This is a genomic window from Streptomyces sp. ME19-01-6 (assembly GCF_033793745.1).
Lineage (GTDB): Bacteria > Actinomycetota > Actinomycetes > Streptomycetales > Streptomycetaceae > Streptomyces.
Genome location: NZ_JARAXF010000032.1, coordinates 24,737 through 39,400, shown reverse-complemented (window position 1 = coordinate 39,400; position 14,664 = coordinate 24,737). Strand labels below are relative to the sequence as shown.

At 73.2% G+C, this 14,664-nt stretch carries 15 protein-coding genes and 1 pseudogene; 6 read left to right on the top strand and 10 right to left on the bottom strand.

What is annotated here, in order from left to right:
- Nucleotides 1-18: 18 nt before the first annotated feature.
- Both PV419_RS42190 and PV419_RS42185 read right to left on the bottom strand, forming a co-directional pair.
- Nucleotides 19-282, bottom strand: coding sequence for a (2Fe-2S)-binding protein (locus PV419_RS42190; RefSeq protein ID WP_319698282.1), 264 nt, complete (start codon nt 280-282; stop codon nt 19-21).
- Nucleotides 283-442: 160 nt separating this feature from the next.
- Nucleotides 443-1,792: a class II 3-deoxy-7-phosphoheptulonate synthase gene (locus tag PV419_RS42185; protein WP_415925495.1), complete on the bottom strand. Its 1,350-nt coding sequence runs from the start codon at nt 1,790-1,792 to the stop codon at nt 443-445.
- A 655-nt stretch (nt 1,793-2,447) separates the two neighbouring features.
- Here PV419_RS42185 and PV419_RS42180 point away from each other — a divergent pair.
- From PV419_RS42180 to PV419_RS42175, 3 genes are all read left to right on the top strand, one after another.
- Complete coding sequence (locus PV419_RS42180) at nt 2,448-2,735, top strand: hypothetical protein (RefSeq protein ID WP_319698163.1); 288 nt, start codon at nt 2,448-2,450, stop codon at nt 2,733-2,735.
- 28 nt (nt 2,736-2,763) lie between these two features.
- The gene (locus tag PV419_RS53565) at nt 2,764-2,820 is read left to right on the top strand and encodes a trp operon leader peptide (protein WP_106516695.1); all 57 of its coding nucleotides are present in this window, start codon (nt 2,764-2,766) and stop codon (nt 2,818-2,820) included.
- A gap of 93 nt (nt 2,821-2,913) precedes the next feature.
- Nucleotides 2,914-4,878, top strand: coding sequence for an anthranilate synthase family protein (locus PV419_RS42175; protein WP_319698161.1), 1,965 nt, complete (start codon nt 2,914-2,916; stop codon nt 4,876-4,878).
- 66 nt (nt 4,879-4,944) lie between these two features.
- Here the strand turns inward: PV419_RS42175 and PV419_RS42170 are convergent, their stop codons facing one another.
- The 4 genes from PV419_RS42170 to PV419_RS42155 all read right to left on the bottom strand — a co-directional run bounded on the left by PV419_RS42170 (nt 4,945) and on the right by PV419_RS42155 (nt 8,982).
- Nucleotides 4,945-5,973: a 6-phosphofructokinase gene (locus PV419_RS42170; RefSeq protein ID WP_319698160.1), complete on the bottom strand. Its 1,029-nt coding sequence runs from the start codon at nt 5,971-5,973 to the stop codon at nt 4,945-4,947.
- A 195-nt stretch (nt 5,974-6,168) separates the two neighbouring features.
- Entirely contained in the window at nt 6,169-6,897 is a 729-nt protein-coding gene (locus PV419_RS42165; RefSeq protein WP_319698158.1) for a response regulator transcription factor, read from the bottom strand.
- Complete coding sequence (macS, locus tag PV419_RS42160) at nt 6,894-8,126, bottom strand: MacS family sensor histidine kinase (protein WP_415925500.1); 1,233 nt, start codon at nt 8,124-8,126, stop codon at nt 6,894-6,896. The genes PV419_RS42165 and macS overlap by 4 nt, the downstream gene beginning before the upstream one ends.
- A 70-nt stretch (nt 8,127-8,196) precedes the next feature.
- Nucleotides 8,197-8,982, bottom strand: a complete 786-nt coding sequence (locus tag PV419_RS42155) for a lysophospholipid acyltransferase family protein (protein WP_319698155.1) — start codon at nt 8,980-8,982, stop codon at nt 8,197-8,199.
- Nucleotides 8,983-9,143: 161 nt separating this feature from the next.
- On the opposite strand from PV419_RS42155, the gene PV419_RS42150 reads away from it, so the two are divergent.
- From PV419_RS42150 to PV419_RS42140, 3 genes and pseudogenes are all read left to right on the top strand, one after another.
- Nucleotides 9,144-9,959 (top strand): alpha/beta hydrolase, encoded by an 816-nt coding sequence (locus PV419_RS42150; protein ID WP_319698153.1) that lies wholly within the window; start codon nt 9,144-9,146, stop codon nt 9,957-9,959.
- The gene (locus tag PV419_RS42145) at nt 9,946-10,539 is read left to right on the top strand and encodes a hypothetical protein (RefSeq protein ID WP_319698152.1); all 594 of its coding nucleotides are present in this window, start codon (nt 9,946-9,948) and stop codon (nt 10,537-10,539) included. The genes PV419_RS42150 and PV419_RS42145 overlap by 14 nt, the downstream gene beginning before the upstream one ends.
- Before the next feature lie 88 nt (nt 10,540-10,627).
- A pseudogene (locus PV419_RS42140) lies at nt 10,628-10,852 on the top strand (RNA polymerase sigma factor); the annotation flags it as partial.
- A gap of 29 nt (nt 10,853-10,881) precedes the next feature.
- Here PV419_RS42140 and PV419_RS42135 read toward each other — a convergent pair.
- The 4 genes from PV419_RS42135 to PV419_RS42120 form a co-directional block, all read right to left on the bottom strand.
- Nucleotides 10,882-11,697: an endonuclease/exonuclease/phosphatase family protein gene (locus PV419_RS42135; protein ID WP_319698150.1), complete on the bottom strand. Its 816-nt coding sequence runs from the start codon at nt 11,695-11,697 to the stop codon at nt 10,882-10,884.
- A 20-nt stretch (nt 11,698-11,717) separates the two neighbouring features.
- On the bottom strand, nt 11,718-12,659 hold the full coding sequence (locus PV419_RS42130; RefSeq protein ID WP_319698148.1) for an ROK family glucokinase: 942 nt from the start codon (nt 12,657-12,659) through the stop codon (nt 11,718-11,720).
- Nucleotides 12,660-12,716: 57 nt separating this feature from the next.
- Nucleotides 12,717-13,211 carry a DUF5304 domain-containing protein gene (locus PV419_RS42125; protein WP_319698147.1) on the bottom strand — a complete coding sequence of 165 codons (495 nt, stop codon included), beginning with the start codon at nt 13,209-13,211 and terminating at the stop codon, nt 12,717-12,719.
- A 101-nt stretch (nt 13,212-13,312) separates the two neighbouring features.
- The gene (locus PV419_RS42120) at nt 13,313-14,611 is read right to left on the bottom strand and encodes an ArsA family ATPase (RefSeq protein WP_319698145.1); all 1,299 of its coding nucleotides are present in this window, start codon (nt 14,609-14,611) and stop codon (nt 13,313-13,315) included.
- Nucleotides 14,612-14,664 lie beyond the last annotated feature (53 nt).

The window sequence follows — 14,664 nt, the reverse complement described above, 5'->3', positions numbered from 1 at the left end:
CGGATCAGCTGACGGGCGTCAGGCGGCTTCGGCGACCCGGGGCTCGGACGCCGACGCGACGGCGGGCACACCGGCGGGCACCGCGGCCGGGCCGAGCGCGTCCAGGGACTCGCGCCGGGGGCACGCCCCGCGGCCGAGCAGCGCCTGGATGCGCCGTACGCAGGAGCCGCAGTCCGTACCGGCCTTGCAGGCACCCGCGATCTGGCGCGGGGTGCAGGCGCCGGAGTCGGCATGCTCGCGCACCTGCTTCTCGGTGATGCCGAAGCATGAGCAGACGTACACGCGGCTCTCCAGATCGATCAAGGAAGGTAACCCTTACCTTACCTTCCCCTCGGGAGGGCCGACAACGCCGATGGGGCGCGGATCCATGTGATCCGCGCCCCATCGCACCGTTCAGTCCCGGTATGTCACCGATCCCGGTCCGGTCACCGGTCCCGGCACGTCACTGGTCCCGGTACATCTCCGCGACCAGGAACGCCAGGTCCAGCGACTGGCTGCGGTTGAGCCGCGGGTCGCAGGCCGTCTCGTAGCGCTGGTGCAGATCGTCGACGAAGATCTCGTCGCCGCCGCCCACGCACTCGGTGACATCGTCGCCGGTCAGCTCCATGTGGATGCCGCCCGGGTGGGTGCCGAGCCCCTTGTGGACCTCGAAGAAGCCCTTGACCTCGTCCAGCACGTCGTCGAAGCGCCGGGTCTTGTGCCCGGACGCCGCCTCGAAGGTGTTGCCGTGCATCGGGTCGCAGATCCAGGCCACCTGGGCGCCGGAGGCCGTGACCTTCTCCACCAGGTCGGGCAGCTTGTCGCGGACCTTGTCCGCGCCCATCCGGGTGATGAAGGTGAGCCGGCCGGGCTCGCGGTTCGGGTCGATCCGGTCGATCAGCGTCAGCGCCTCTTCGGGCGTCGTCGTCGGGCCGAGCTTCACGCCGACGGGGTTGCGGATCCGCGCGGCGAACTCGATATGCGCCCCGTCCAGCTGGCGGGTGCGCTCGCCGATCCACACCATGTGGCCGGACACGTCGTACAGCTCGCCCGTACGGGAGTCCGTACGGGTCAGCGCCGACTCGTAGTCCAGGATCAGGGCCTCGTGCGAGGAGTAGAACTCGACGGTCTTGAACTCCTCCGGGTCGACCCCGCAGGCGTTCATGAAGTTCAGCGCCCGGTCGATCTCGCGCGCCAGCGCCTCGTAGGCCTGGCCCGCGGGGGACGACTTCACGAAGTCCTGGTTCCAGGCGTGCACCTGGCGCAGGTCCGCGTAGCCGCCGGTGGTGAAGGCGCGCACGAGGTTCAGCGTCGAGGCGGAGGCCTGGTACATCCGCTTGAGCCGCTGCGGGTCCGGGATCCGGGCCTTCTCGGTGAACTCGAAGCCGTTGACCGAGTCGCCGCGGTAGCTCGGCAGGGTCACCCCGTCGCGGGTCTCGGTCGGCTTGGAGCGCGGCTTGCTGTACTGGCCGGCGATCCGCCCGACCTTCACCACCGGGACCTGCCCGGCGTAGGTCAGCACGGCGCCCATCTGCAGCAGCGTCTTCAGCTTGTTGCGGATCTGGTCCGCGCCCACGGCGTCGAACGCCTCGGCGCAGTCACCGCCCTGCAGCAGGAACGCTTCACCCCGGGCCACGGCACCCAGGCGCTCGCGCAGCTGGTCGCACTCGCCCGCGAAGACGAGCGGCGGATAGGACTCGAGCTCGGCGATCACCTCGCGCAGGGCCGCTTGGTCCGGCCAGTCGGGCTGCTGCGCCGCGGGGAGAGACTTCCAGGTGTGGCCACCGGTGTGGGTTTCAGCGTTCACGGTCACGCCAGCAAGGTTACGGGGTCCCCACGCGCGTCCAGCCCCCTGCCCACAGGTTGAGACACCTTGCGCCGCCCCGGCCGCGGGCCGACGAGGTCCGCGGTCCGGGCCTGGGCCGGCCGGGAGAACGTCATCGCCGTCTGCGGACCGGCGGGCGCCGGCAAGACCGTGCTCGTGCTGCACGCCGGGCACATCGCCAGGGCCCGCCGCTGGTACGGCGCCGAGCTCTATCTGGACCTGCACGGCTATGAGCGCGAGCCGGACGACCAGGCCTCGGCCTACAACGCGCTCGGCTCGTTCCTGCGGGCGCTGCGCGTGGCCCAGCGCGACATCGACGGCCGGAGCCTGGACGAGCGCCGGAGCCTGTACCGCAGCGAGCTGCGTGCCCTGGCCGAGCGGGGGCGCCCGGTGCTCGTCGTGCTCGACAACGCCGCCTCCGTCGAGCAGGTGGCCCCCCTGCTGCCGCCGCACCCCAGGAACTGCTGCGTGGTCGTCGGACGCCACATCCTGGCCGGGGGCGCGCTGACGCCATGGCCTGCGGGCGGAGGCGGACCGGATCCGGGAGGCCCTCGGCGGCCTCCGGCCCGGCCGGGGCCGCGGGTCGCGGGTCGCCGGGCTCGCCCGGAGCGCGGGCCACACGTTCGGCGCCGCCCTGTCGGCCGTGGCGGTGGGCGGGGAACTACTCCCGGACGCGGCGGACCACGCCGCCGTCGAGCACCACCCGACGGACTTCCTGACCGGCCTGGGCCTCCCCGCGGACTCCGGCGCCACGCTCGTCGCGGAGGTGATCGAGGTCTTCGGGGGCCCGGTCCCCGATTTCGGAACGGACTACGTGAGCGACCACGACGCGGCGCCCGACTACTCGGGCGGTGGCGGCGAGGGCGGTGGCGGCGGCGACTCCGGCGGCGGTGACCACGACGACCGCGACCACGGCGGCCACTGGGACTGAGGCCGACGCATGCGGTAGGGTCCGGCCCATGTTCGCGCGACTGACCATGACCTGGTGGTGGACCGCTCATCCGGCGGCCCACTGATCGCGCGTACGCACCGACACCGCGAAGGCCGCCCGAGGGGCGGCCTTCGGCGTTTCCGCGGGCCGTTCCTCCCTCCCGGAAGGAACCACCGCAATGCACAGTGATCCGCACCACGACCCCCGCGCGCTCGTCCGGCGGCTGCTGGCCGCCGACTGCCCGCCCTTCGCCCTGCTGCACCGCCGCACGCCCGGCCACGCCCCCGACACCGTCGAGGTGCTGCTGGGCCCGGTCACCGAGGTGGCGCGGCTGACCGACATCCCGCTGCCGACCGGGGCACCGGGCACCGGCGCGGGCGTGCGTGACGCGCTGGCGCTGGTGCCGTTCCGGCAGATCCGCGAGCGCGGTTTCGACGTACGCGACGACGGGACGCCGCTGGCCGTGCTGCGGCCCGAGGAGACGTACGAGCTGCCGCTGGGCGAGGTGCTGGACGCGCTGCCCGCGCATGACGTCCGGGTCGAGGGCGGGGCCTTCGACGTGGACGACGACGAGTACGCGGCGATCGTGGAGCGGGTCGTCGAGGACGAGATCGGGTCCGGCGAGGGCGCGAACTTCGTGATCCGCAGAACGTTCCGGGGTGAGATCCCGGGCTTCGGCCGCGCCGACGCGCTCGCGCTGTTCCGGCGGCTGCTGGCCGGGGAGCGGGGCGCGTACTGGACGTATGTCGTCCGCTTGGCCGACGGCCGGACGCTGGTGGGCGCCAGCCCTGAGGTCCATGTGCGGATGTCCGGCGGGACGGTCGTGATGAACCCGATCAGCGGGACGTATCGCTATCCCCGGGACGGGGCCCGGCTGGACGGGCTGCTGGAGTTCCTGCACGACCGCAAGGAGGTGGAGGAGCTGTCCATGGTCGTGGACGAGGAGCTGAAGATGATGTGCACCGTCGGCGACATGGGCGGCGTGGTGGTCGGCCCCCGGCTCAAGGAGATGGCCCACCTCGCGCACACCGAGTACGAGCTGCGCGGCCGCTCCTCCCGCGACGTCCGGGACGTGCTGCGGGAGACGATGTTCGCGGCGACGGTGACCGGCTCGCCGGTCCAGAACGCCTGCCGGGTGATCGAGCGGTACGAGCCCGCCGGGCCGGACGGGGCGGGGCGCGGCTACTACGCGGGGGCGCTCGCCCTCATCGGGCGGGACGCCGGCGGCGCGCAGACCCTGGACTCGCCGATCCTGATCCGCACCGCCGACATCGACCGCACCGGCGCGCTGCGGGTTCCGGTCGGGGCGACGCTGGTACGCCACTCCGACCCGCGGAGCGAGGTCGCCGAGACGCACGCCAAGGCGGCCGGGGTGCTCACCGCCCTCGGGGTGCGTCCGGCGGCCCCTGCGGAGCGGGATGCCCGCCCCGCGCTCCCCCGGCTGGCGGACGACCCCCGGGTGCGGGCGGCGCTGGACGCCCGGCGGGCCGACCTCGCCCCGTTCTGGCTGCGGATGCACACCCCGGAGGCCGCGCCGCCGGCCGGGGCCCGGCCGGGCGGGCACGCGCTGGTGGTCGACGGCGAGGACACCTTCACCGCGATGCTGGCGCACCTGCTGCGGACCACCGGGCTGACGGTGACCGTGCGGCGGTTCGACGAGCCGGGGGTACGAGAGGCCACTCTGGCCCACCGGGGCCCCGTGGTGCTGGGCCCGGGGCCGGGTGACCCGTCGGACAAGGCGGACCCGAAGATGCGGTTCCTGCGCGGCCTGACGGCGGACCTGGTGCGCGGGCACCGGCACGGGCTGCTGGGGGTCTGCCTGGGACATGAGCTGCTCGCGGCCGAGCTGGGGCTGGAGATCGTACGGAAGGACGTGCCCTTCCAGGGCGCGCAGGAACGGATCGGCTTCTTCGGGCGCGAGGAGACCGTCGGCTTCTACAACACTTTCACCGCGCGGTGCGACGAGGCGGCCGCGGCAGAGCTGGCGATGCATCGGGTGGAGGTGAGCCGCGACCCGGCGAGCGGGGAGGTGCACGCCCTGCGCGGGCCGAACTTCGCGGGCGTGCAGTTCCACCCCGAGTCCGTGCTGACGCTGAACGGCTCGGTCATCGTGGCCGAGCTGCTGGCGGCTGTCCTGGTGTGACGACGCCCGGGGAGGGGACAGCGCCGCAGGCCCTGTCCCCTCCCGTCGCGCGTGGGGCGTGGCGCGTCAGCCGAAGAAGACCTCGGCCTCGGCGTACAGGGAGAGGTCCACGGTCTTCAGCCGTGCGGTGGCCTCGGAGAGGGGAACTCGGACGATGTCGGTCCCGCGCAGCGCGACCATCTTCCCGTAGTCCTCGTCCCGCACCGCGTCGATGGCGTGCAACCCGAACCGCGTGGCGAGCCAGCGGTCGAACGCGCTCGGCGTCCCACCACGCTGGACGTGGCCGAGCACCGTCGTGCGGGCCTCCTTGCCGGTGCGCTTCTCGATCTCCTTGGCCAGCCACTCGCCGATGCCGGAGAGCCGGACGTGGCCGAAGGAGTCGAGCGACCCGTCCTTGAGGACCGCGTCGCCGTCCTTGGGCATGGCGCCCTCCGCGACGACCACGATCGGGGCATAGCGGATCTTGAAGCGGGACTCGACCCAGGCGCAGATCTGGTCCACGTCGAACCGCTGCTCCGGGATGAGGATGACGTTGGCGCCGCCGGCCAGTCCCGAGTGGAGGGCGATCCAGCCCGCGTGACGGCCCATCACCTCGACGACGAGGACGCGCATATGGGATTCGGCCGTGGTGTGGAGGCGGTCGATGGCCTCGGTGGCGATGTTGACGGCGGTGTCGAAGCCGAAGGTGTAGTCGGTGGCGGACAGGTCGTTGTCGATGGTCTTGGGGACGCCGACGCAGCGGATCCCGTACTCGCCGGAGAGCCGCGCGGCCACCCCGAGCGTGTCCTCGCCGCCGATCGCGATGAGCGCGTCCACTTCCTCCTTGGCGAGGTTCTCCTTGACCCGGCGGATGCCGTCCTGGCTCTTGAGGGGGTTGGTACGGGACGACCCGAGAATGGTGCCGCCGCGCGGCAGGATGCCTCGCACGGCCTGGATGTCGAGGGTCACGGTGTCGCCTTCGAGCGGACCGCGCCAGCCGTCCCGGAAGCCGACGAAGTCGTAGCCGTACTCCTGCACGCCCTTGCGGACGGTGGCGCGGATGACCGCGTTGAGCCCGGGGCAGTCACCGCCACCGGTCAGCACTCCGACCCGCATCGTTTCTTCCCTTCTCTCATGAATTCCCGTGAATGCCCGAATACGTGAAGCCACGCTAACGGTGATCCATGTCACATGGGATAGGGCGAGAAGTGAATCCCCTGCGGGCAGGGGCAGTTGTTGGCCAACTTCACTCGAACGAGCGGTGGCGGCCGCTGACGCGCCCCCCTTTTTTTGGAGGCTGGGTTCGCCGGGTCAGGCGCTGGTGTCCAGGCCGCGCTCGATCGCGTACCGCACCAGCTCGACGCGGTTGTGCAACTGCAGCTTGCCGAGGGTGTTCTGGACGTGGTTCTGCACGGTGCGGTGCGAGATGACCAGCCGTTCGGCGATCTGCTTGTACGACAGCCCCTTGGCCACCAGCCGCAGCACCTCCGTCTCCCGCTCGGTCAGCCGGGGGGCGACGGGGCGGTCGGGCGCGGCGGGGGCGGGGTCGCTCGCCAGCCGGCGGTACTCGCCGAGCACCAGGCCCGCGAGGCCCGGGGTGAACACCGGCTCCCCGGCGGCCGTCCGGCGCACCGCGTCCAGCAGTTCCTTCGTACTGGCCGACTTGAGCAGATAGCCGGTCGCGCCGGACTTCACCGCCTCCAGGACGTCCGCGTGTTCCCCGCTCGCGGAGAGCACGAGCACGCGCGGGCCGGGCGGGCCGGACTCGCCGCCCACGAGCTGTTTGCAGACCTCGACCCCGGGCAGCCCGGGGAGGTTGAGGTCGAGCACCAGGACGTCGGGGTTCGCGGCCTTGGCGCGGCGCACGGCCTGCGGGCCGTCCCCCGCCGTGGCCACCACCTCGAACCCGGCCTCGGACAGGTCGCGGGCGACGGCGTCGCGCCACATCGGGTGGTCGTCGACCACCATCACGGTCACGGGCCGCTCCTCACGCCCGCTGTCCTGCCCCGCGTCCTGCCCGCCGTCCTGCTGCTCGGTCATCGTCCGGTCTCCCCCTGTCGCGGAACCCTCAACTCCACCTCGGTGCCCTGGCCGGGGGCCGAAATCCACTCGGCGCTGCCGCCCAGGTCGCGCAGGCGCCCCCGGATGGACTGCGCCACGCCGAGCCGCCCTTCGCGCTCGGCGTCGGCGAGCCGCCCCTCGGGGATGCCGGGGCCGTCGTCGCGGACGGTCACCGTCACCGCGTCGGGCTCGTCCTCGACCAGGATCCAGGTGTGCGCGTCCTCCCCCACGTGCACCCGCACATTGTCCAGGGCGGCGCCGACCGCGGCCGCGAGCTCGGTGGCGGCCTCGGCGGGAAGCGATACGGCGGTGCCGGGCCCGGAGAGGGTGACGCGGGATCCGGCGTGCCGGGCCAACAGGGCCAGCAGATCGGGCCGTTCGCCCTCGGTCGCCCCGCCCCCGGCGGGTGCGTCGGCCGCGACCGTCAGCAGCGCGATCCCGGTGGGCTCCGCCGCGTCCCCCGAGTCCGCCGCGCGCCGGGCCATCACGGGGGCGGCGGGCCCGGTCGCCGGGCCGGTGGAGATGAGCGTGCGCAGCGCGATCTCCTGGTCCCCCGCCATCCGCCCCAGCTCGGCCGCCTCCCCGCCGATCGCGGCGCCCCGCCGCTGCACCATGGCGAGGACCTGCAGCACGCTGTCGTGGATGTCGCGGGCCAGCCGCTCCCGTTCGCGCGTGGCCGCCTCGATCCGCAGCGCACGGGCCAGGGTGCGCTCACTGGCGCGGGCCACCTCGACCACGTAGCCGATCGCCACGCTCGCCACCCACACCAGCATGAGCATGTGGACGGCGTCCTGGGCGAATCCGCCACGCTCGATGATGTTGGCCGCGCAGACGACGGTGGAGGCCCAGGCGGCCCACCGCCAGCCGCCCTTGATCGCGAAGCCGAGCACGGCTCCAGCCGTCCATATCGACGGCAGGGTGGGCGTGCCTTCGGCGATGCGGTCGTGGGTGTCGACGAGCGGGGTGAGCAGGATGCCGACCACCGCGACGGTCAGGTCACCGACCAGGAAGCGCAGCGTGCACCGTTCGGCCGAGGAGACCATACGGACGGTGAGCGCGGTCCACACGGTCAGCACGGCCATATAGGCGCCCGCGCCGAGCGGGTGGTGGTAGTTGTCGTAGGCGTAGGCGTAGAGGGTGAGTGCGTACAGCAGCGTGAGCACCCGGTAGGCGGTCAGCGCCCGCCACAGGGGCTGCTCCACCGACATGCGCACGACACGCTCACCCCTACGACCTGGGGTCCGCTGCGCCACTTCCCCACCCCCGCGCCGGACGCGGTCACGCCCCGGCCTTGTCCCCGCCCTGGTCCCCGGGCTTGTCACCGACCTGATCCCCGGCCTTGTTGTCGTCGCCCGCGCCCTCGGCAGTCCTGCCCTCGCGCTTGCGGGCCGCCTCGGCGTCCGCGATCTGCCGCTTGGCGACGGTCGCGTAGATGTCGACGTACTCCTGGCCGGAAAGCTTCATGATCTCGTACATGACCTCGTCGGTCACCGAGCGCAGGATGAAGCGGTCGTTGTCCATGCCGTGGTAGCGGCTGAAGTCCAGCGGCTTGCCGATCCGGATGCCGGGCCGCATCAGCTTGGGCATGACCTTGCCCGGTGGCTGGATCTTCTCGGTGTCGATCATCGCGACCGGGAGCACCGGGGCGCCCGTCGCCAGCGCCACCCGCGCCAGACCGCCCGGCTTGCCGCGGTACAGCCGCCCGTCCGGCGAGCGGGTGCCCTCCGGGTAGATGCCGAACAGCTCGCCGCGCTCCAGCACCTCGATGCCGCTCTTGATCGCGGCCTCGCTCGCGCCGCGCCCGCCCGAGCGGTCCACCGGCAGCTGCCCGACGCCCTTGAAGAACGCGGCGGTCAGCTTGCCCTTCACGCCCGGGGTGGTGAAGTACTCCTGCTTGGCGATGAAGGTGACCTTGCGGTCGAGCATCGCCGGGAGGAAGAAGGAGTCGGAGAAGGACAGATGGTTGCTGGCGAGAATGGCCGGCCCCTCGGCGGGGACGTTCTCCAGTCCCTCCACCCAGGGCCGGAAGGCAAGTTTCAACGCTCCGCCCACCGACAGCTTCATGGCGCCGTAGAACAACCGAAGACCTCGCCTGTATCCGACCTTGTATCCGACGAGGAGACCTTAACGTGCCTACCCCCTGTGCGGAGCGCCGCGTACGCTGAGATCCCGGGCCGCCCGGCCCCGTTCCACCGACTGCCAGATACACCGAACGGAGATCCGCGGTGCCGCTCCTTCCCGGGGCCCAGCCGTTCCGCCACCACGGCGGAGAGATCGGCGTCCTCGTCTGTCATGGCTTCACCGGCTCGCCCCAATCGGTCCGCCCCTGGGCCGAACACCTCGCGCGGCAGGACCTGACGGTCTCCCTTCCGCTGCTTCCCGGCCACGGCACCCGCTGGCAGGAGCTGGCGGTCACCAGTTGGGAGGACTGGTACGCCGAGGTGGACCGGGAGGTACGCGCGCTGGCCGAGCGCTGTCGGCAGGTGTTCGTATGCGGTCTGTCGATGGGCGGCTCGCTCGCCCTGCGGCTCGCCGCCCGGCACGGGCCGCGGATCAGCGGGCTCGCCCTGGTCAACCCGGCCCACACGATGCACGGCAGGGCGGCCCCGGCGCTGCCCGTGCTGCGCCATCTGGTCCCCTCCGTCCAGGGCATCGTGAGCGACATCGCCAAGCCGGGCACGCTGGAGATGGGCTATGACCGGGTGCCGCTGCACGGCGCGTACCAGCTGCGCCGGCTGCTCCGGGAAGTGGACGCCGAGCTGCCGCGGGTGACCCAGCCGATGCTGCTGATGCACAGCGCGCAGGACCATGTGGTGCCGCCGGTCGACTCGGCGCGCATCCTGAGCCGGGTCTCCTCCCGGGACGTCACCGAGCTGTTGCTGGAGCGCAGCTACCACGTGGCGACGCTGGACCACGACGCGGAGCTCGTCTTCGCCGAGACCCATGCGTTCATCAGCAGGCTGGCGCGGGGTATCGACGAGGACAGCGGGACGGAAAACCGACTCGGGAAGGAGAGGGCGGCGGCCAGTGGCGGAGCGTGACTCGAACGAGAACGAGGCAGGCGCGCGGGACGACGACGCCGCGTTCGCCGAGATCGTCGCGGCGTACGGCAAGGAGGCCCGGGACCTGGAGGGCCCGGTGCCATGGCCCGAGGCCGAAAACCTTCCCGACAACACGGCCGACGCGGACAACACGGCCGACGCGAACGGCGAGGACGACGGGGACGACACCCCGGCGGCGGGGGCCGGCCCGGTCGGCGTGGCCAAGCCCGACAAGCCCCTCGGCAGCTTCATCGTGTACGCGCCGGGCGTCGGCCCGCGCGACTGGGAGCCCGCCGAGCCGTCCGACGACGACTTCGACGAGACCGACGAGGGCCACTTCGTCCCGCCCGAGCCGCCCCCGCTCCCCGAGACCGACACCACCGCCCGCTTCGCCTGGCTGGGCGTCCTGGGCGGCCCGCTGCTGCTGCTCGGCGTGGTGCTGTTCCAGGTGGAGCTGACCTGGTGGATCACCACGCTCGGGGTGGGCGGATTCCTGGGCGGCTTCACCACGCTGGTGCTGCGGATGAAGGACGACGACGAGGAGGAGGACGACGACCCGGGGCGCGGCGCGGTCGTCTGACCCGGCGGTGGCCCCGGCCGCCTGAACGACGGAAAGGGAACTCGATTCCCGCGAACGGCGAAGTACGGGTGAACAAGCCCACATCTTCGAAGCGTTCGCCGTGCTGTTCGACCGCCGTGCCGACGCGGTGCACCGCTATGCGGCCCGCCGGCTCGGCACCGAGGCGGCGGACGACGTGATGGCGGAGACCTTCACCACCGCTTTCCAGCAGCGGCGCCGGTACGACCTCGAGCGGGCCGACGCCCGCCCGTGGCTGTTCGGCATCGCGACCAACCTCATCAGCCGGCACCGCCGGGCCAAGGCGCGGCGCTTGGTGGACAAGGCCAAGCAGCGGCCCTCGTGCTAGGCGAACAGACCCGTTCCCGTTCGACCGGCGGGCACCACGGGGGAGACGCGGGGGAGCCTGAGGGCGGCCAGGACCGGGAGATGGTCCGAGGCCGCCCTCAAGTCTGTCCCGGTGACCCCGGGCAGCCCGGCCGGCACCCCGCAGCCGAGGATCTCCACACCCTCGGTCGCGAACAGCGCGTCGATGCGCCGCCGCGGCCGGCCCGGCGAGTAGGTGAGCTCGCTCCCCCAGGGCTCGGTCGCCCAGGCGTCGCGCAGCGATCCGGCCAGCCGGCGGAAGGCGCGGCCCTCGGGCAGGTCGTTGATGTCACCGGCCAGGACGGTGTACGGGACGTCCAGCCGGGCCAGGTGGTCGAGCACCATCCCCGCCTGGTCGTAGCGCTCGGCCGCGGCCAGGCTCAGATGGCAGCTGACCACGCCGAGCCTGATGCCGTTCTCGCCCCGGTGCCCGCCGCCGAAGCGCAGCACGGCGGTGGCCAGGCCGCGCCGGTGCAGGCCGGGGACGCGGGGCAGGAGGATGTCCTCGGTGCGCTCCACATGGGCGCGCAGCGAGGTCAGCAGCATCGGGCCGGTGGCGGTGGCGCCGCCGGTGGTGTGGACGAGGCCGGTCTCGCGGGCCAGCCAGGCGGCGGCCTTGCGCCAGCGGAAGAAGCGCGGCGCCTCCTGCACGCACAGCACATCGGGGGCGCAGGCCCGGACCACCCGGACCAGCGCCTCGCGGTCGTCACGCAGCGAGCGGATGTTGTAGCTGAGCACCCGCACCACCGCCGCGTCCTGGGCGGTGGCCGATGCCGGCAGATCCGCGATGGCCATGTCCCGGCCCCCCGTCCCGGTCAGCCCTGGCGGGCCAGGTCTGCGGCGCCGACGAGCCCGGCCTTGCCGCCGAGCTGGGCGGCGAGCACCTGGGCGTGCGGGCGCCACTGGTTGCCGACCAGCCAGCGGCGGAAGGACTTGCGGATCGGCTCCAGGACCAGGTCGCCCTCGTCGGAGACGCCGCCGCCGACGATGAACGCCGAGGGGTCGAAGAGCGAGGCGAGGTCGGCGAGACCGGCGCCCGCCCAGCGGGCCAGCTCGCGGAAGGAGTCGATGGCGACCGGGTCGCCCTGGCGGGCGGCGTCGCTGATGTGCTTGCCCTGGATCCCCTCAGGGGTGCCGTCGCCGAGGCCGAGCAGCACCTCGGCGCTGTCCGGGGTGGCGTTGGCGCGCTGCTTGGCGTAGCGGACCAGCGCGCGGCCGGAGGCGTACTGCTCCCAGCAGCCCTGGCTGCCGCAGCCGCACAGCAGCCCGTCCGGCACCACGCGGATGTGGCCGAACTCGGCGGCGACGCCGAAGCGGCCGCGGTGCAGCTTGCCGCCGATGATGATGCCGCCGCCGAGGCCGGTGCCGAGCGTGATGCACACGACGTCGTCATGGCCCTGGCCGGCGCCGAAGCGGTACTCGCCCCACGCGGCGGCGTTCGCGTCGTTCTCGACGACGACGGGGAGGCCCACGCGCTGCTCGACCTTGTCCTTGAGCGCCTCGTGGCGCCAGTTGATGTTGGGCGCGAAGAGCACCGTGGCGCGCTTGTCGTCCACGTAACCGGCCGCGCCGATGCCGACGGCATCGATGTCATGGCCGGTGCTGACCTGACGCACCGCGTCCGCGATGGCGTCGACGACCCCCTCGGGAGTCAACGGGGTCGATACCTTGCACGTCTCGAGAATCGAGCCCTCTTCGTCGACCACGCCAGCTGCGATCTTCGTGCCGCCGATGTCGACGCCGATGGTGAGTCCCATGTGTCCCTCAGTTATTTGGTCGAACCCCGCCGAGCACAACGGTACCGGAGACGGGGCTCAGTCGAGGTCGATGTGTTCACTACTCGAAGACTCGCCGCCCTCGTCGTCACCCTTGTCGCCCTTGTCGCCCTTGTGGGCGCGACTGTCGTCGCCCCGCGTCCAGTGCTGCTCCTGGCCCTGGACGGCAGCCCGATAAGCGGCGAGCAGCTCGGTGCCGGCGGTGGCGAGGTGGTCGAAGACCTCGGGGTTCCGTTCGATGACCGGTTCGACGGCGGCCTTCGCCTGTGCGATCAAGTGTTGTACGGCACCCTGCACGGCCGTCCCGGCCAGCGGGGCCTGGGCCCCGGCGAGCCTGTCGGCGACGGCCTCGGCCAGTTTGCGCAGCTCCTCGGCGGCGCTGCCCGGCTCGTGGCCGCCCTCGCGAGCCCGGCGGCGGCCCCGCTCCGCGGCGAGGTCCTCCGCACAGGCCCGCTCCCAGGCGTCGGGGTCGATGTCGGTGACCGGTACGTCGGTGACCGGGGATTCGGCGGGGCGCTCGGTGGCGTCGCTCATGGCGGGCTCCTGCGGCGGAAGGACTGGCGGCCCGGGGGTGTTCATCCGGGCTTGCTCCCGACGTTACCGGAATGACAAGGCGAGAAAAGGGGCCGGAGCCGTCACATGCTCTTCGGCCACAGCTCGGGATCCGGTGCGAAGCGGACGTGGAGGCGGCCGTCGCGCAGCCCGGCCCCGGACACGGCGCAGCGGCGCAGGGCGGACGGCAGCGGCAGCACCCGGTGGAACGGGCCGACGGTGACGATCAGTTCATCACCTCGGCGCACCAGGCCGAGGCCGTCGCGGTCGGCGCCGGGCAGCGGCAGCCGCCACACCAGCTCCCCCTCGTCGGCGAGGCGGTCCTCGACCGTCCACGGCTCGGCGGCCGGACGGTCGGGGCGCGGCTCGGGGGCCCCGGCCGGGCCGGCGAGGGCGGCGAGCCCGGCCACCCGGTGCGCGCCGCCCGGGCCGTCGGAACCGTGCGGGCCCTCGGAGTCATGCGGGCCGCTCGCCTCCAGGGGGTCGCGGCCCAGGTGCGGCAGCTCGCGGACCGGGACGTCGGGCGCCCACTCCCCGTGCAGCTCCTTGAGCGCGGCCTGCTGCTGGCCGGACAGCGCCGCGAGCCAGGGGTCGGCGGTGCCGGTGGGCAGCAGCCGGTTGGCGACCACGGCCTCCACGCGGCAGCCGTACAGCGCGAGCCCGGCGCGCGCGGTGCGCAGCGCCCGGTCGGCGAGCGGCCCCGGGTCCACCACCAGCCGTACGGTGGTGGCCTCCGACTCGATCAGGGCCTGGACGCCCGCCAGCTCGCGCTCCCAGCGCTCGGCCGTCTCGTACAGCTTCTGGGCGGGCATCGGCACCCCGGCGAGCTGCGCCAGCATCGGCCGCAGGGCGCGCGCCGCCTGCCGCTCGGCGGGCAGCAGCCGGCGCAGATAGCGGCGCAGTTGCTCGGGCAGCGCGAGGACCGCGATCGTGTCGGGGGCGGGCGGCATGTCGACGACCAGGACGTCCCAGGGAGCACCCGGCTCGTGGGCGGCGCGCAGCGCGCGCAGCACCGCGAAGGCCTCCGTGCCGGGCAGGCCGGTCAGCTCCTCGGGGTCCAGCGGGGTGGCGCCGAGCATGTCCAGCGCGCCGCGCCCCCGCTCCTGGAGGGCGGCCAGCTCGCCGCGGAACCAGGCGTCGGCGGCGATGCCCGCGGCCCACAGCCCGGGGGCGGCCTCGACCGGCGGGGACCACGGCAGCCGCTCGGCCGCCGGGGCGGCGGGCCGGGGCGCGGGCAGGCCCAGCAGCGCTTCCGGGGTGCCGTCGCGGTCGGCCGTGAGCAGCAGGGCGCGCCGTCCCTCGCGGGCGGCGGCGAGCGCGGTCGCGGCGGCGACGGTGGTGCGGCCCGCGCCGCCGGTACCGGTGACGAGGACCGTACGCATGAAAAGGACCTCCGGGCAGGGCGGGAGCGCCTCCCAGCGGTGGCTGGAAGGGA